This is a genomic window from Actinomycetota bacterium, assembly GCA_035640355.1.
Lineage (GTDB): Bacteria > Actinomycetota > UBA4738 > UBA4738 > HRBIN12 > CALGFI01.
Map to the genome: position 1 here is coordinate 1 of DASQWI010000020.1, position 16577 is coordinate 16577.

Here is a 16577-nt window from a genome sequence, read left to right on the forward strand (position 1 = left end):
GGCGGTAACGGCGGCGGCGACAACGACGGTGGCAGTAACGGCGGCGGTGGCGGTAACGGCGGCAACGGCGGTGACAACGACAACGGCGGGGACAACGACAACGTCGGAAACGGCGGCGGGGACAACGACAAGGGCGGTAACGGCGGCGGGGACAACGACAACGTCGGGAACGGCGGCGGCGGGGATGACAACCAAAATGGCGATGGCGACGGGGACAACGCCGGCCACGTTCATGACAACGGCAACGGTAAGGGGCACGAGATGTGCCGCGGCAAGGGCCATCACGAGTGCGACGAGGTTGCTGTAGGCGACCACGGCCAGGGCAACGATGGCAGTCGGGCTGGGCACGCCAACGGTCTCACCCGCTAGGCCGTGATCACTCCAGAACGTCAGAGCAAGCTGCGGTAACGAACCGTCGAACGCATCTCGCAATCCACGCGTTCGCTCGTCACTGTTCCGTCGGTCTTCCAGCCGGCAATCTCGTAGAAGCGCCGAGCGCGTTCGTTCGTCTCCAGCACCCACAAGGTCGCAGATCGGAACCCCCGTTCGCGGAGGTCGTCGACGGCGTACTGGAACAGCTCTCGTCCCACGCCGGTCCCCAAACGGTCGGGTTCGAGGTAGATCGCGTACAGCTCGGCGGTGCGATCCTCGGCATCGGCGTCCTGACTCTTTCCGGTGACGGCGAAGCCGACGGGACGTCCCGATTCCTCGGCAACCCACATGCGGTACTCGGCCGGTGGCGCCTCGAGCGCCGCGCGATGCATGTCGAGCCGCTCGTCAACGCGGAGCCCGTCGAGGTACTCGTCCGAGAGCTGGCCGCGGTACGCGGTCTGCCACGCGCGAACGTGGATACCGGCGATCGCCTCGGCGTCTTGCGGCGTGGCCTCACGGATCCTCACCGGCATCGCGACAGGCTACCCGCGTGCCGGCCCGGTCTACGAGGTGTCGTCCTCTCGCGGGTGGAGGAGCCCGTACAGATAGCCGTCGACGAGCGCCTCCCAGGACGCCTCGATGATGTTCTCGGAGACGCCGACGGTGGTCCATTCGCGCTGTCCGTTCGACGTATCGATCAGCACGCGAACGACCGCTCCCGTTCCGTGGGTCTCGTCCAGGACGCGAACGCGGAAATCCTCCAGCACGATGTGCTCGAGCTCGGGGTAGTCGTTCGAAAGCGCCTTGCGGAGCGCGTTGTCGAGTGCACCGACCGGTCCCTGTCCTTCAGCACTCTCGATGTGACGGGTCCCGTTCGTGCGAACCTTCACGGTCGCCTCTGCGAGCGGCGGCTCACCGTCGCCCACGCGTTCCTCGACGTGCACCCGGTAGCTCTCGACTCGGAAGAACGGCTGGCTCCAACCGTCGGCGCGCCGCATCAGTAGCTCGAGCGACGCGTCCGCGACCTCGAACGTGTAGCCGTGCGCCTCACGATCCTTGAGCTCGTCGAGCAGCTTCGGGATGGATGGATCGTCGAGGTTCAGTCCGAATTCGGCGGCCTTCATCCGGAGCGTCGCGGCACCGCCGAGATCGCTCGCCACAACGCCGCGGTGGTTGCCGACAGCCTCGGGCGAGATGTGCTCGTACGCGCCGGATAGCCGCGCGACTCCGCTCGCGTGCAGGCCAGCCTTATGAGTGAACGCGTAGCGACCGGCGTACGGCTGTCGCGAGTCAGGCGCGACGTTCGCCACTTCGGCGACGTAGTGCGAGACGTCGGTGAGGCGTTCGACGGCTCCATCGGGCAGGCACTCGGCACCCATCTTCAGCACGAGGTTCGCCGCGATCGGAATCAGGTCGGCGTTGCCGGTCCGCTCGCCATAACCGTTCACGACACCCTGTACCTGATGCACCCCGTGCTCGACGGCCATGAGCGAGTTGGCCACAGCGCACCCTGTGTCGTTGTGGACGTGGATCCCAAGCGGCGTCGAGATCTGCGGAGCGACGTCATCGACGATCGACGCGACGTCGAAGGGCAGCATGCCGCCGTTCGTATCGCAGAGCACGAGGCGTTCGGCGCCCGCGTCCCGCGCCGCTTCGAGCACAGCGACCGCGAACCCGGGGTTGGAACGGTAACCGTCGAAGAAGTGCTCAGCGTCGAAGAACACCCGGCGCCCCTCCGCCCGGAGGAACGCGACCGAATCGCGGACCATCGCCACCGCTTCCTCGAGGTCGGTCCGAAGCGCCTCGGTCACGTGGAGGTCCCAGGACTTCCCCACGATGCAGACGACCTCGGTTCCGGCATCGAGGACGTCGCGAAGGATCGCCGACTGCTCCGCCGCCTCGCCCGCCTTGCGCGTCATGCCGAACGCCGTGAGCGTGGCGTTCTGGAGGTCCTGCTTGGTGGCGAGCCGGAAGAACTCGGTGTCGCGCGGGTTCGCCCCGGGCCAGCCGCCCTCGATGTAGGGGACGCCCAGCTGATCGAGCTTGTGCAGGATGCGCAGCCGGTCATCGACCGTGTACGAGAAGCCCGTCCCCTGCGCTCCATCGCGGAGGGTCGTGTCGTACAGCTCGACACGGAGGCTCACGACGGCATCCCTTCCACGACGAGATCGCCGACCTCCCTCGTCGTGAAGCCCATCTCGCCCGCACGCATCGAGTGGAGCTTGGAGGAAGCGAACCGGATCCCTGCGTCCACGCGGATCGCCGCGTCGGTCTCGCCGAGCTCATTCAGCAGCATGTGCATCGCGCCGATCGCGGCGAGCGGGTTGATCGTCCCCTTGCCCGTGTGATCGGGCGCGGTGCCGCCGATCGGCTCGAACATCGACACGCCGTCGGGGTTGATGTTGCCGCCAGCAGCGACACCCATACCGCCCTGGATCATCGCGCCGAAGTCCGTGACGATGTCGCCGAACATGTTGTCCGTGACGATCACGTCGAACCGCGAGGGCTGATCCAGGAAGTAGATGCACGCGGCGTCGACGTGGACGTAGTCCCGTTCGACGTCCGGGTAATCCGCCGCGCCGACCTCGTTCACGACCCGCTGGTAAAGATCGCCGGCGTACGTGAGGACGTTCTTCTTGTGGACGAGCGTGAGCTTCCTTCTGCGTGTCGATGCCAGCTCGAACGCGTACCGCACGATCCGCTCGACGCCGTGACGTGTGTTGATCGACTCCTGCACCGCGACCTCGTGCACCGTTCCCTTGCGATGGAATCCTCCGGCCCCCGTGTAGAGGCCCTCGGAGTTCTCGCGGACAACGACGAAGTTGACGTCGGCCTCGGTGTGGCTCGGGATCAGCGTGCGGACGCCCGGGTAGCGAACGACGGGACGGAGGTTGACGTACTGGTCGAGCTCGAAACGGATCCGCAGCAGCAGGTCGCGTTCGAGCACGCCGGGTGGGACGCGTGGATCGCCGACGGCGCCCAGAAGAAGGGCGTCCATCGACTTCAGGCGCGCGAGCTCGTCGTCGGGGAGCGTGTCGCCGGTCGACAGGTAGCGCTCGGCGCCGAGGTTGAAGTCAACGCGCTGGACCGCGACGCCCGTCGCGTCGAGCACCTTGAGCGCCTCGCCGACGACCTCCGGCCCGGTGCCGTCCCCGGCGATCACGCCAAGCTTGACGGACTTCACGGCTTGACGTCCTTGCCGCGGCCGTTGCCGTTGGCGATCTGGAGGGCCCGGTTGATCGCCGCGAGGTACGCGCGCGCGCTCGCCTCGACCACGTCCACGGACACGCCGCGACCGGTCACCCGCCGCCCGTCCACCTCGAGCTGCACGACGACGTCACCGAGCGCGTCGGTCCCACCAGTCACCGAGGAAACGTTGAACGTGACGAGTCGGGCCTCGACGCCGGCGGCTCGCTGGATCGCGCCGCACGCGGCGTCGATCATGCCGTCGCCCATCGCGGAGTCCTCGATCACCTCCTCGCCTCGACGGAGCCGCACGGACGCGGTCGGCGACAGGTGCGTCCCACCGCCGACCTGGAGCGACTCGAGCACGAAGACGTCCGCGTCGGTCGAGCCGAGCTCCTCGGAGACGATCGCCGCGAGGTCCTGGTCGGTGAGTTGGATCTTCCTGTCGGCGAGCTCCTTGAAGCGTGCGAACGCACGGTTCAGATGCTCGGCCTCGAGCTCGATCCCGATCTTCGCCAGCGCGTCGGCGAACGCATGTCGTCCGGAGTGCTTGCCGAGGACGAGACGGTTGCCCTCGAGCCCGATCTCGAGCGGGTCCATGATCTCGTACGTCGCGCGGTTGGAAAGCACACCGTGCTGATGGATCCCGCTCTCGTGAGCGAACGCGCTCGAGCCGACCACGGCCTTGTTCGGCTGCACGGAGTAGCCGGTCGTCATCGACACGAGCCGCGATGTCCGGCTGATCTCCTTGAGGTTCAGGTGATGTCGAACGCCGAGCGCCTCGCTCCGCGTCCGGACGATCATGGCGATCTCCTCGAGCGAGCAGTTGCCGGCGCGCTCGCCGATCCCGTTCACGGCCACCTCGACCTGCCGCGCACCGTTCACGATGCCGGCGAGCGAGTTGGCGACGGCCAAACCGAGATCGTTGTGGCAGTGCGTCGAGATAACGACCTGGTCGGGCACGGATTCGCGGACGGTCCGGACGAGCTCTCCGAACTCGTGCGGCATCGCGTAGCCGACGGTGTCCGGCACGTTGATCGTCGTCGCGCCGGCCTCGACGGCGACGCGGAAGCACTCGAGCAGGAAGTCCAGCTCGGTCCGCGTCGCATCCTGCGCGCTGAACTCGACGTCCTCGGTGAACCCCACCGCCAGCTTGACCCCGTCGCGGATGCCCTCGAGCACCTGGTCGTAGCTCATCCGCAGCATGTCCTGCAGGTGGATCTGGCTCGTCGAGATGAACGTGTGGATCCGCCAGCGCTCGGCGCCCTTCAACGCCTCGGCGGCACGCTCGATGTCGCCGGGGACGACCCGGGCGAGCGCGGCGATGACCGGTCCGCGAACGCTCGAGGCGATCTCCCGTACCGCCTGGAACTCGCCCTCACCGGAGACGGGAAAGCCCGCCTCGATGATGTCGACGTCGAGACGGGCCAGCTGCTCCGCGATCTCGACCTTCTCGGCCTTGGTGAGGGCGATCCCGGGCGCCTGCTCCCCGTCGCGGAGCGTTGTATCGAAGATCCGTACTACGTCTGGGTCGCTCACGTCGGTGGCACCTTCCGCTCGGATTCCAGCCAGGGCATCATTCGGCGGAGCCCACGACCCACCTCTTCGAGCCGCGAGCTCCGCGCCTCCTGCCGCATCCGGAGGAAGTTGGGGAAGCCGGCCTCGGCCTCCCCGATCCACTCCTTGGCGAAGGCACCGCCCCTGATCTCGTCCAGGATCCGACGCATCTCCTCGCGGGTGGCGTCGTTCACCACGCGCGGTCCACGCGTGTAGTCGCCGTACTCGGCGGTGTCGCTCACGGAGTAGCGCATCCACGACAGTCCGCCCTCGTACATCAGGTCGACGATCAGCTTCAGCTCGTGCAGACACTCGAAGTACGCGATCTCGGGCTGGTAGCCGGCCTCGACGAGCGTGTCGAACGCGGACCGCACGAGCGCGCTCGTCCCGCCGCACAGGATCGACTGCTCCCCGAACAGGTCGGTCTCGGTCTCCTCCTCGAACGACGTCTCGATCACGCCGGCGCGCGCGCAGCCGATCGCACCGGCGTACGCGAGCGCTCGCTGGAGCGCCTTGCCCGTTGCATCGCGATCAACGGCGACGAGCGCAGGCGTTCCGATCCCCTGCTCGTACGTGCGGCGGACCAGGTGTCCGGGACCCTTCGGCGCGATCATCGTCACGTCGACGTCGCCGGGCGGCTCGATCGTCCGGAAATGGATGTTGAAGCCGTGGGCGAACATCAGCATGTTCCCGGGCTCGAGATTCGGCGCGATCTCCTCCCCGTAGACCCTTGCCTGCGAGGTGTCCGGGAGGAGCACCATCACGACGTCTGCCTCGGCAACGGCTTCGCCGATCGGCTTCACGGTGAGACCGCCCTCTCGCGCCTTGGCGGCGCTCGAGGAACCGTCGCGCAGGCCGACGACGACGTCGAAACCCGAGTCCTTGAGGTTCAGCGCGTGCGCGTGTCCCTGGCTGCCGAAACCGAGCACCGCGATCTTCTGCCCGGACAGCGCCGAGGCGTCCGCGTCCTTGTCGTAATAGATCGTCGCCACCGTTCTCCTCCCCCTCCTACACTCCGCCCCCGGTCCACTCTTCGGCGCCCACGGCCGCGACCTTCGAGCGAGCGCCCCGCTCGCGGATCCCCTTGTCGCCACGGGCGAGCGCGATGCGCCCGGTGCGCGAGAGCTCGATCACGCCGAAGTCGCGGAGCAGCTCGAGCAGTGCCTCGAGCTTCTCGGGCTTGCCGGTCGCCTCGAGCGTGATGGTCGAGCGCGTGACGTCGACGACGTTCGCCCGGAACACTGTCGAGATCTCCATCACGCGCGGCCGGTCCTCCCCCGCGGCGCGGACCTTCACCAGCATGAGCTCGCGCTCGACCGCGTCACCCGGGTCGTGCTCCAGGATCTTGATCACGTTGATGAGCTTGTTGAGCTGCTTGGTGATCTGTTCGAGCGGCTTTCGGTCGACGTGAACGACGACGGTCATCCGTGATAGGCCGTCGTCGCTCGTCGGACCGACGGCGAGCGAGTCGATGTTGAACCCTCGCGCGGCGAACAGCCCGGCGACCCGCGTCAGCACGCCGGGCTTGTCCTCGACCAACACCGAGATCGTGTGCAATTGCCCGTTCATGCGACCGGTGCCTCCGCGGGCTCATTCGTCGGCCGCAGACCCTCGGGACCGACGATGATGTCGTCGTTCGACGAGCCGGCGGGGACCATCGGGAAGCACATCTCGCGCTGGTCGACGCGGAAGTCGATCACCACGCTTCGATCCGTGATGGACAGCGCTTTCTCGATCACGGCGTCGACCTCGTCGGGGTGCTCTGCCCGGAGTCCGATCGCCCCGTACGCCTCGGCCAGCTTCACGTAGTCCGGGACGTCGTAGGACAGGTACACCTGCGAGTAGCGCTCCTCGTAGAACAGCTCCTGCCACTGCCGGACCATCCCGAGGTGCGCGTTGTTGATGATGGCGGTGATGAACGGGATGTCCTCCGTTCGGCTGGTGGCGAGTTCCTGAGCCGTCATCTGGAAGCACCCGTCGCCATCGATGGCCACGACGCGCTTGTCCGGACGGGCCGCCGCCGCCCCCAGCGCCGCGGGAACGGCGAAACCCATCGTCCCCAGGCCACCCGAGTTCACCCACGTTCGCGGCTCGCTGAACCTCCAGAACTGCGACGTCCACATCTGGTGCTGACCCACCCCGGCCACGACGATCGCGTCGCCCTTGGTCGCTTCGTACAGCCGCTCGATAGCGAACTGCGGCTTGAGTGGTCCGTCAGCCGGCTGGTCGTAGCGGTACGGGTAGGTCTGCTTCCACGACTCCAGTGTCGACAGCCACTCGGAACGGTCGGGAACGCCGCCGGCCTCCTCCTGTTGCCGCGTGAGCTCGGCATGGAGCTTGGCGATGACGTCCTTCGCGTCGCCCACGATCGGCACGTCGGCGTTGCGGTTCTTGCCGATCTCCGCCGGGTCGATGTCGACGTGGATGATCTTCGCGTCCGGCGCGAACGCTGCGAGCTGTCCGGTAACGCGATCGTCGAACCGCGTACCCAGCGCAACGAGAAGGTCGGCCTTCTGCATCGCGGTCACGGCCGGATAGCCCCCGTGCATCCCGGGCATGCCGAGGGCGAGCTCGTGCGCGTCGGGGAACGCGCCCCTTGCCATCAGGGTCGTGGTGACCGGGAGGCGCCCATCGCCGGCCAGGCGGAACAGTTCCTTGCTCGCGTTCGCCTTGATCACGCCGCCGCCGACATACAACACCGGCCGCTTGGACTCCATGATCATCTTCGCGGCCGACCTCACCTGCCGGAGGTTGCCCTTCGTCGTCGGCTTGTATCCGGGAAGGTCGATCTCCTCGGGCCAGCGCCAGGTGATCTCCTGGAGCAGGACGTCCTTAGGGATGTCGACGAGGACGGGGCCCGGACGGCCGGTCGACGCGATGTGGAACGCCTCGCGCAGCGTCTCGGCGATGAGGTTCGCGTCGGTCACCAAGTAGTTGTGCTTGGTGATGGGCATGGTGATGCCGCAGATGTCGGCCTCCTGAAAGGCGTCGTTGCCGACGACGGGCGACGGCACCTGCCCGGTGATCGCGACGATGGGGACCGAGTCCATCTTGGCGTCGGCGAGCGCCGTGACGAGGTTGCAGCCTCCGGGACCGGATGTCGCCATCGCCACGCCGACGCGGCCCGACGCCCACGCGTACCCCTCGGCGGCGTGCCCGGCCCCCTGCTCGTGTCGGCACAGGACGTGGCGCACCTTGGAGTCGATCAGCGGGTCGTACGCGGGCAAGATCGCTCCGCCGGGGATGCCGAAGACGATGTCGACGCGCTCGCCCTCGAGCGCCTTGAACAGCGCCTGTGCGCCCGTGACCTTCATCGCGTGGCCGCCCCGGCCGTTCGTTCCTCGACAGGGCCGGTCTCGACGCGACGAACCGACGCGCCGATCTTCTGCGCCAGGTTGCGTACGTGGCGCTCGAACTCCCACGGTGTCCAGTCGCGCCGCCGGGTCGTCAGTCCCGTTTCGTCCAGCCCGCCGCCGAAGTCGACCCCGGCGTCCAGGTAGACGACCTCTTCGCCGAAGTAGCGGTCGAACGTCGGCCGGTCTGCCGGATCCGCCACCTCGATCGTGACCTGCGCCGGGCCCTCCCAGACGGCGCTCGCGACCGTCCGTCCACCGCGCTCGAACTCGTACCGCATCGTCCCGCTCCTCTCGTCTCGGTCGTCGCCTCGGTGTCTTCTTCGGCTCGTTCGGGGGTAGAAAAAACCCCTCGCGTCGCGAGGGGCATCTGGCGCGGGGTCCCGGGCCTCTTCGGCCCGGCCGCGCCTACACGATAAGTACGAGGATCTGCGTCTTCGGCGTCTCCGACGTGCTGAAACGGGTCATGGTTCGCTCAGTGTACGGGCGCACTTGGACGTGTCAACCCCTGAATGGTCCACGGCCAAAGTGGGGACGGCGCAACGCCGGTTCGTGACTCTCGTTCACAGACGACTCGATCGCCACCTACGATGAATCCACTCCCAAAGGTGCAGCCCATGGCGATGCAGACGCGCTCAATCGTCGGACGCGAACCTGAGCTCGAGGCAATCCGCAACTTCATCGAACGGATCCGGCACCGTCCGGCCGCATTCATCCTCGCCGGGCAGGCCGGCATCGGAAAGACGACCCTCTGGCAGGCCGGCGTTGACGCGGCGGCCACCCACGGAGTGCGTGTCCTGACGAGCCGGGCCGGCGAATCCGAGACGAGGCTGTCGTATTCGACTCTGAACGACCTCTTGGGATCGGTCGGACCCGCTTCATTCGAGCCTCTCCCGCCACCTCAGCGAACCGCCCTCGAGGTGGCGCTCCTTCGCGTCGACGCGTCGGGGCCACCGCCGGACCAACGTGCCGTGGCCGTGGCCGCTTTGGCGATGTTCAGGATCCTGTCGGCCGACGAACCCGTCCTGCTCGCCATCGACGACGTGCAATGGGTCGACACCTCTTCCGCGCGCGTGCTTTCGTTCGTCGCGCGACGTATCGCCGAGGAATCGGTCGGCTTGCTGGCAACGGTCCGGCTCGGAATACAGCGCCGTGATCCGATCATCGAACGCGCGATGGCGACGAGCGCTACGGTCGAGTCGGTTCACGTCGGTCCGCTGTCACCTGAGACGCTGCACAGCCTCATCCGAGCGTCGATGGGCGACGAGTTGACGTATCCCGTCGTGCGACGGATCCACGATGCGTCTGGCGGGAATCCGTTCTTCGCCCTCGAGATCGCGAAGGAGCTGGCGCGACGGGGTGTTCCTCGGGCCGGCGAGGTCCTGCCGATACCCGAGGACGTCGTGACCCTGCTTCGCCAACGGGTCGACGCCCTCCCGAGAACCGCGCGGCGCGCCCTGCTGGTGGTCGCATCGACCGCGCGTCCGACCGAAGGACTGGTGCGATCGACTGGCCTCGGGGATCGGGCGGCCACGGCCCTGACACGGGCCGAGGAGGCGGGCGTCATCACCATGTCCGAAGCGCGGATTTCCTTCACACACCCGCTCTTCGCTTCGGCGATCTATACGTCCGCGCCCGCGGCAGAACGTCGAGACGTGCATCGGCGTGTGGCCGACGAGGTCGACGACATGGAGGAACGGGCCCGCCACTTGGCGTTGGCGTCCCCCGTCCACGATGAGGCAGTCGCGCATGCGCTCGACGACGCAGCTCGCGGAGCGCGCTCTCGAGGTGCGCCGGCCTCCGCGGCCGAGCTGTCGGAGCTCGCGTGGCAGATGACATGGCCGTCGGACGGCCGCGCTGCGATCGACCGAATGGTGGACGCCGCGGGGCATCACTATGACGCGGGCGACGCGGGGAGAGCGTGGGCTCTTCTCGAAGACGCCATCCACTCGTCCCCACCCGGCGTCGAGCGTGCGCGGATCCTGTTCCGTCTCGCGGCGATCAGCTGGATGGACATGAACCGCGTCGAGGATCTGTGTCAGCGGGCGCTTCAAGAGACTGACCGAGACGCCGACCTGTTGTCGGCGATCCGCGAGCATCTCGCCTGGGTCGGCATCTACCGCGGTGATCTCGCCACCGCCTCTCGGCATGCGTCGGAGTCGCTGGCTCGAGCGCGGAAGGGACGCGACGGGTCCGTGCTGGCCGCGTCGGTGTCGACGTTCGGCATGGTCGAGTTCCTGCTCGGTCGTCCCGCCCAGACGATGATGACGGAGGGGGAGCGGCTGCAAGACGCTGCGTCACGTGCGGGCGGCATCGAGGATCTGACGTACACCACGCCCCAGACGAATCACGGCCTCCAGTTGATGTGGGGAGGCGAGCTCGAGGCCGCGAGAGAGACACTCCAGGCCGAGCTGAAGACGTACGAGGATCGAGGGCGATACCTGTTCAGAGACGAGATCCTGGCCTACCTGGCTGAGGTGGAGTGTCGATCGGGCAATCTCGACAAGGCCGTTCACCATGCTCGGGAGGCATTCGAGATCGACGTCGAATCCGGTCGTCATACCGGTACGGGCCACATCCTGTTCCCGAAGGCCCTTGTCGCTGCGCACGTCGGCTTGGTGGACCAGGCACGCTCGGACGCCAACGAAGGGCTCCGTCTCTGCTTGCGCAACGACGATCAGTTCGACGCCGCCTGCCACCGTGCTGTGCTCGGCTTCCTCGAGCTCTCGCTGTCCAACTTCGGTGTTGCCAAGGAGCACCTCGACCAGGCCGTGGCCTTCGTTCGGACGATGGATTCGGCGGAGCCCGGGACCATTCCCTGCGTCCCCGATGCCATCGAGACTTGCGTCGCCGTCGGAGACGTCGACAAGGCCGCAGAGCTCCTCGAGTTCCACGAGGCGAAGGGCCATGCTTCCGGAAGGCCGTGGGCCCTCGCCACAGCAGCGCGATGCCGCGGCCTGATCCTCGCTGCAACGGTAGACGCCGCGCGGGCGCTGCCGGCCATAGAGGAGGCGATGCACGAGCATGAGCGCGTGCCGCAGCCGCTGGAGCTGGGCCGAACGTTGCTGGTGAAGGGGGAGATCGAGCGACGAGCGAGGAAGAAGCGAGGAGCGCGTGACTCACTGGAACGGGCTGAAAGGATCTTCGACCGCATAGGAGCGCGTTTGTGGTCGGCGAAGGCACGATCCGCGCTCGGGCGGGTCGGTGGGAGGACCGCGGCGGGCGAGCTCACGCCGACCGAGCGCCGGATCGCCGAGCTCGTCGCCGAGGGCAAGACGAATCGTGAGGTTGCGGACGCGATGTTCCTCTCCGTGAAGACCGTAGAGGCGAACCTGTCGCGGGTATTTCACAAGCTCGGTGTCCGTTCGCGAACCGAGCTCAGCCGCGAATTCATCATCGGGCGTGGCCGCCCAGGCTAAGGCTGCCTCCCGAACAGAAAGGGTGTTCCCCGATTCCGCGGTCGGTCGACGCGCCTACCGTGCGTCGTCTCGGACGAACGACGGAAGGAGGAACACGATATGGCCGCGAGCGGAGGAACACTCCAGGCAGTCGTGTCCGGCGTTCCACGGTGGCGGGGCCTTGCGATCGCCAGCCTTCTCGTTGCGACACTCGGGGCCGCGGGGTTCGCAGCGGGTCGAGCCACCGCGCCCCAAACGGGGACGTCGATCCGTCAGGCATCGGTGGAGTCGCTGCCCGTGTTCATCCGGCCGGGCAAGCATCGGGGCCAGGCGAGGTTCGGGCCCGGGTCTGCAGAGCTGGTCTATCAGATCCGGCCCGGAACCCACGGCGGCGGCCAAGTCAAGGGAGACTGAACGCTCGCGCTCAGGCGGACCAGCCGATCCGTGCTCCGATCGGCACGCACAGCCGTTGTGAAATTGACCGCTCCGGAGGGTATATCGCGTGCATGGACGGCACCGTCTCGGCGCGCATTGCAGTCGTGACGGGCGCGTCCGCCGGGGTGGGGAGGGCCACCGCACGCGCGCTCGCCGAACGTGGCTGGGCGCTCGGCCTGCTCGCTCGAGGCGAGGACGGGCTGAAGGCCGCCCTGGACGAAGTCGAACGTGCGGGCGTTCGCACGCTCGCCATTCCGCTCGACGTCTCTGATTCCGGAGCCGTCGCGTCGGCCGCCGATGCCGTCGAGGGCGAGCTCGGTCCGATCGACGCGTGGGTCAACTGTGCGATGACGGCGGTATTCGGGCGCTTCGTCGATACGCCGCTCGAGGACTTCCGGCGTGTGACCGAGGTGACGTACTTGGGATACGTCCACGGCACACGGGCGGCGCTCGATCGGATGCGTCCTCGCAACCGGGGCGTGATCGTCCAGGTCGGTTCGGCACTCGCCTATCGCGGCATCCCGCTGCAGTCGGCCTACTGCGGCGCGAAGCATGCGATCCAGGGATTCACCGATTCCATTCGGACCGAGCTGCTCGACGAACGGAGCAAAATCCGAGTCTGTGAAGTGCACGCGCCTGCGCTCAACACGCCTCAGTTCCGCTGGGTGAAGTCGTTCCTGCCCAACGAGGCGCAGCCGATCCCGCCCATCTACCAACCCGAGATCGTGGCCGACGCGATCGCCTGGATCCTCGAGCATCCCCGGCGGGAGATGTGGGTCGGAACATCGACCGCCGCCACGATGATCGCCAACCGGCTCGCTCCCGGTCTCCTCGATCGCTATCTCGCTCGCTCGGGAGTCCGATCGCAGCAAACCGACGAGCCGCTCGACCACGATCGTCCGTTCAACCTGTACGAGCCGGTCCACGGTGATCACGGCTCGCACGGTGTCTTCGGCGATCGAGCGATCGGGAAGAGCCCTCAGCTGTGGACGTCGAAGCACAAGCGGGCTCTCACCGGGGCTGCGCTCGTGGTCGCCGCCGCACTCGGCCTCCGCGCGTTCAGGGACTGACGATGGACTGGGGCGGCTGGGCGGTCTTCGGCTTGGCGGCGACGGTCACGCTGACGGCGATCATGGTCGCGGCACAGCTCGCCGGGTTCACCCGGATGGATCTGCCGCTGATGTTGGGGACGTTGTTGACCGATCGCCCCGACCGAGCGCGGTTCATCGGGTTCCTGTTGCACCTGGTCAACGGGCAGATCTTCGCGCTCGGGTACGCCGGCGCGTTCGCGGCGCTGGACTATTCGAGCTGGTGGCTCGGATCCTTGTTCGGACTGTGGCACGGCGTCGCGGCGTTGATCGTGATCGTGCCGGTGACGGCGGGGATCCATCCGAGGATCGCATCGGATCGCGCCGGGCCCTCGCTCGACGCGGTTCTCGAGCCGCCGGGACTGCTGCTGCTCAACTATGGTCGCGAGACGCCCACGGTCACCCTTATCGCGCACGTCGTGTTCGGAGCGATCCTGGGAACGTTCCTGGATCCCTGAGCTGTTGCTCCGCGGCTGCGAGCTCGGCCGCCGCGAGTACGAGCGCCGAATGCGTGAATGCCTGCGGGAAGTTGCCGAGATGCTCCCGCGTCGCCGGCTCGATCTCCTCCGCGAACAGCCCGAGATCGTTGGCGAGCGCACACGCCTGCTCGAACACCTCACCCGCCTCGTCGAGACGGCCCGTCGCCGCGAGTGCGCGGCTCAGCCAGAACGAGCACGGCAGGAACGCGCCTTCTCCGTCCGGACGCTTCCGATACAGGAGCGAGCCGCCCGCGCCGAGCTCTCGGCGGACCGTATCGATCGTTCGTCGTATCCGATCCGAGTCCGCTCGTTCCAGTCCTATCGTCGCCAGCGCGAGGACCGACGCGTCGACCTCCGTCGAATCGAACGCTTGCACGTACGAGCCGATCCGTTCGTCGAAGCCGCGGCGAACGATCTCGTCCGCGATGCCATCCGACGCTGCCCTCCAGCGCGCACGCTTGCGTTCGGGCGCGCCGAGGCGCTCTGCGATCCGAGAGGCGCGATCGAGTCCGAGCCACGCCATCGCCTTGGAGTGGACGTAGTGTCGGGGCTCCTCGCGTAGCTCCCAGATACCGTGATCGGGAGCCCGCCACCGTTCCGAGAGAACGTCCGCGTGACCCCGGAGCTCTCGCCACGTCTCCGTGTACAGGTCGTTCGTCTGTCGCAAGTAGTCCCATCCGGCCTCGAGCATCCAGCCGTACGCGTCGAGCTGGAACTGGCCGGCGGCGTCGTTGCCGACGCGGACGGGGACGGCGCCGCGATAACCGGGAAGGCCGGACAGAGCGCGCTCGCGCACGTTTCCTCCGCCGGCCAGGTCGTACAGGACGCGCGAGTCCGGCCGCGTCCGCCGGCTCGCATGCAGCATCCACCACAGGAACGAACGGGGCTCGGGGACCGAACCGCACGACAGGAAGGCCGACGCGCCCATCGCCGCGTCGCGGATCCACGCGTGGCGGTAGTCCCAATTCGCGCCGCCGCCGGGCACCTCGGGGAGCGACGTGGTCGGCGCCGCCACCGGCGCACCCGACGGCGCGTACGTCAGAAGTCGCAGCGTAACGAGGCTCCGGCGGATCGTCGGGGAAAAGTCCTCGAGCGGCGGCCTCATCCGCGAGGCGTACTCACGCCACCACGTCTCCGTGTCGTGCAGGCGGCCCCGGGATCGGTCCGCATCGACGAGAACGGCCGGACCGTGGTCGTCCAATCCCATGGCGAACGCGAGCCGATCGCCGTCCCGCAGTTCGACGGTGCGTTCGATCCCCGGCTCCAGCTGGAGATCCGGGGCCGTCGAGAGTGTGGCGACGATGGGACCCCACACGCACATGAGCCGCCCCGCGACGCGGCGGGTTCTCGGTCGTTGACCGTCCCACCCGTACCGCGGGTCGAAGCGCACACCGATGCGAGCGGGTCCACCGCGGCACACCAGCTCTCGAACGAGCAGCGCTTGTGGCAACAGGGCACCGGAGGTGTCTGCCACCATCCCATCGACGAGCACCACCTCGGCGGTGTCCGTCCGCCACGTCGTCTGGACGACCGGGGAATCGTCGAGGTACCGGCGTTCGGTTTCGCGTACGTCGAACGGCGCGATGTCGAAGCTCCCTCCGAGGCGTCCGGCGACGAGTCGGCCGAACACCGGAGGCGAATCGAACCGCGGGAAGCACAGCCAGTCGATCGAACCGGCCGACGAGACGAGCGCGGCCGTCCGCGTGTCTCCGATCAGTCCGTACTCGCCGATCGCGGGAAGAGGCGCCGGATCCACTCGCTATCACGTACCCAGTCCGGGCGGGAGACGGTGCACGCACTGGTGGTCATTTCGACAAACTGACCTTGTCGACGAGAAGGAGCGAACAATGGCGAAGATCGCGTTCCTGGGTCTCGGGCAGATGGGCGGGCCGATGGCCGCCCGCCTGCTCGAAACGGATCACGAGGTGACGGTGTGGAACCGCACCCGCCAGAAGGCCGAACCGCTCGGACGTCGCGGCGCGCGCATCGCGAGCGCGCCCTCAGACTCGATCGCGGGGGCCGATGTGGCGATCACGATGCTCACCGATCGCGACGCGGTGGAGCGCGTCGTGTTCGGACACGATGGCCTTGCCGCGGCGCTCGAGCCACGTCAGACATTGATCGAGATGTCCACGATCGGACCCGACGCGGTTCGTTCCATCGCCGAACGCCTGCCGGACGGCGTCGAGATGGTGGACGCGCCGGTTCGAGGCAGCGTGCAGCAGGCGGCGGACGGCGCGCTGATCATCTTGGTCGGAGCGTCGGACACGGCGTTCGAGCGCGTCAGGCCGATCCTGGAATCGCTCGGCACGATCCATCGCGTCGGTGATCTCGGCGCCGGGGCGGCGATGAAGCTCGTCGCGAACTCGACGATCGGCGCGACGATGGCGGCGTTCGGAGAGGCGCTCGCGCTGGGTGAGGCGCTGGGACTCGATCGTTCCGTGGTGCTCGATGTGCTGTCGGAGACGCCGATCGGGACGACGGTGAAGGGCAAGCGGGCGAACGTCGAGAGCGGTTCGTATCCCGCGAACTTCAAACTGGCGCTGGCGCTGAAGGACATGCGGCTCGTCGCGGAAGCGGCACAGCGCGCCGGACGAACGCTCAGGGTCGCGAGTGGAACGCTCGACTGGTACGAGACTGCGGACGCCGAGGGCGCCGGCGACTTCGACTACTCCGCCGTCGTCGCCACGATCGCGCGAGCCTGAAGCC

15 protein-coding genes are annotated in these 16577 nt (G+C 67.7%); 6 read left to right on the forward strand and 9 right to left on the reverse strand.

All coding sequences use genetic code 11. The annotated features are described in order from the left end of the window. A partial coding sequence (locus tag VFA08_11000; GenBank protein HYZ14110.1) for a hypothetical protein occupies positions 1-369 on the forward strand: 369 nt, incomplete at its 5' end. A 20-nt stretch (positions 370-389) separates the two neighbouring features. Here the strand turns inward: VFA08_11000 and VFA08_11005 are convergent. From VFA08_11005 to VFA08_11040, 8 genes are read right to left on the reverse strand one after another with little or no spacing between them, the layout of a single operon-like run. Continuing rightward, complete coding sequence (locus VFA08_11005) at positions 390-905, reverse strand: GNAT family N-acetyltransferase (protein HYZ14111.1); 516 nt, start codon at positions 903-905, stop codon at positions 390-392. 30 nt (positions 906-935) lie between these two features. Then, positions 936-2516: a citramalate synthase gene (gene cimA / locus VFA08_11010; protein ID HYZ14112.1), complete on the reverse strand. Its 1581-nt coding sequence runs from the start codon at positions 2514-2516 to the stop codon at positions 936-938. Beyond that, entirely contained in the window at positions 2513-3556 is a 1044-nt protein-coding gene (locus tag VFA08_11015) for a 3-isopropylmalate dehydrogenase (GenBank protein HYZ14113.1), read from the reverse strand. Before VFA08_11015 ends, cimA begins: the two co-directional genes overlap by 4 nt. Continuing rightward, positions 3553-5097 (reverse strand): 2-isopropylmalate synthase, encoded by a 1545-nt coding sequence (locus VFA08_11020; GenBank protein HYZ14114.1) that lies wholly within the window; start codon positions 5095-5097, stop codon positions 3553-3555. The genes VFA08_11015 and VFA08_11020 overlap by 4 nt, the downstream gene beginning before the upstream one ends. Continuing rightward, entirely contained in the window at positions 5094-6107 is a 1014-nt protein-coding gene (gene ilvC, locus VFA08_11025) for a ketol-acid reductoisomerase (GenBank protein HYZ14115.1), read from the reverse strand. Before ilvC ends, VFA08_11020 begins: the two co-directional genes overlap by 4 nt. A gap of 16 nt (positions 6108-6123) precedes the next feature. Further along, positions 6124-6684: an acetolactate synthase small subunit gene (gene ilvN / locus VFA08_11030; GenBank protein ID HYZ14116.1), complete on the reverse strand. Its 561-nt coding sequence runs from the start codon at positions 6682-6684 to the stop codon at positions 6124-6126. Next, on the reverse strand, positions 6681-8429 hold the full coding sequence (locus VFA08_11035) for an acetolactate synthase large subunit (protein HYZ14117.1): 1749 nt from the start codon (positions 8427-8429) through the stop codon (positions 6681-6683). The genes ilvN and VFA08_11035 overlap by 4 nt, the downstream gene beginning before the upstream one ends. After that, complete coding sequence (locus VFA08_11040; GenBank protein HYZ14118.1) at positions 8426-8749, reverse strand: hypothetical protein; 324 nt, start codon at positions 8747-8749, stop codon at positions 8426-8428. The genes VFA08_11035 and VFA08_11040 overlap by 4 nt, the downstream gene beginning before the upstream one ends. A gap of 336 nt (positions 8750-9085) precedes the next feature. Here VFA08_11040 and VFA08_11045 point away from each other — a divergent pair, with 336 nt between their 5' ends. From VFA08_11045 to VFA08_11060, 4 genes are all read left to right on the forward strand, one after another. Then, positions 9086-11887, forward strand: a complete 2802-nt coding sequence (locus VFA08_11045; protein HYZ14119.1) for an AAA family ATPase — start codon at positions 9086-9088, stop codon at positions 11885-11887. A 99-nt stretch (positions 11888-11986) separates the two neighbouring features. Beyond that, on the forward strand, positions 11987-12280 hold the full coding sequence (locus VFA08_11050; protein HYZ14120.1) for a hypothetical protein: 294 nt from the start codon (positions 11987-11989) through the stop codon (positions 12278-12280). A gap of 92 nt (positions 12281-12372) precedes the next feature. Further along, positions 12373-13371: an SDR family oxidoreductase gene (locus tag VFA08_11055; GenBank protein HYZ14121.1), complete on the forward strand. Its 999-nt coding sequence runs from the start codon at positions 12373-12375 to the stop codon at positions 13369-13371. Between the two features lie 2 nt (positions 13372-13373). Next, entirely contained in the window at positions 13374-13847 is a 474-nt protein-coding gene (locus VFA08_11060) for a hypothetical protein (protein HYZ14122.1), read from the forward strand. Here the strand turns inward: VFA08_11060 and VFA08_11065 are convergent. Then, positions 13795-15624, reverse strand: a complete 1830-nt coding sequence (locus VFA08_11065; GenBank protein ID HYZ14123.1) for a glycoside hydrolase family 15 protein — start codon at positions 15622-15624, stop codon at positions 13795-13797. The genes VFA08_11060 and VFA08_11065 overlap by 53 nt on opposite strands. A 91-nt stretch (positions 15625-15715) precedes the next feature. Between VFA08_11065 and VFA08_11070 the strand changes: the two genes are divergently transcribed. Further along, positions 15716-16573 (forward strand): NAD(P)-dependent oxidoreductase, encoded by an 858-nt coding sequence (locus VFA08_11070; protein ID HYZ14124.1) that lies wholly within the window; start codon positions 15716-15718, stop codon positions 16571-16573. Positions 16574-16577 lie beyond the last annotated feature (4 nt).

Coding starts and splice junctions, on each gene's coding strand:
- VFA08_11005 (HYZ14111.1), bottom strand. CDS start 905: ATGCCGGTGAGGATCCGTGAGGCCACGCCGCAAGACGCCGAGGCGATC.
- ilvN (HYZ14116.1), bottom strand. CDS start 6,684: ATGAACGGGCAATTGCACACGATCTCGGTGTTGGTCGAGGACAAGCCC.
- VFA08_11035 (HYZ14117.1), bottom strand. CDS start 8,429: ATGAAGGTCACGGGCGCACAGGCGCTGTTCAAGGCGCTCGAGGGCGAG.
- VFA08_11040 (HYZ14118.1), bottom strand. CDS start 8,749: ATGCGGTACGAGTTCGAGCGCGGTGGACGGACGGTCGCGAGCGCCGTC.
- VFA08_11045 (HYZ14119.1), top strand. CDS start 9,086: ATGGCGATGCAGACGCGCTCAATCGTCGGACGCGAACCTGAGCTCGAG.
- VFA08_11050 (HYZ14120.1), top strand. CDS start 11,987: ATGGCCGCGAGCGGAGGAACACTCCAGGCAGTCGTGTCCGGCGTTCCA.
- VFA08_11055 (HYZ14121.1), top strand. CDS start 12,373: ATGGACGGCACCGTCTCGGCGCGCATTGCAGTCGTGACGGGCGCGTCC.
- VFA08_11060 (HYZ14122.1), top strand. CDS start 13,374: ATGGACTGGGGCGGCTGGGCGGTCTTCGGCTTGGCGGCGACGGTCACG.
- VFA08_11070 (HYZ14124.1), top strand. CDS start 15,716: ATGGCGAAGATCGCGTTCCTGGGTCTCGGGCAGATGGGCGGGCCGATG.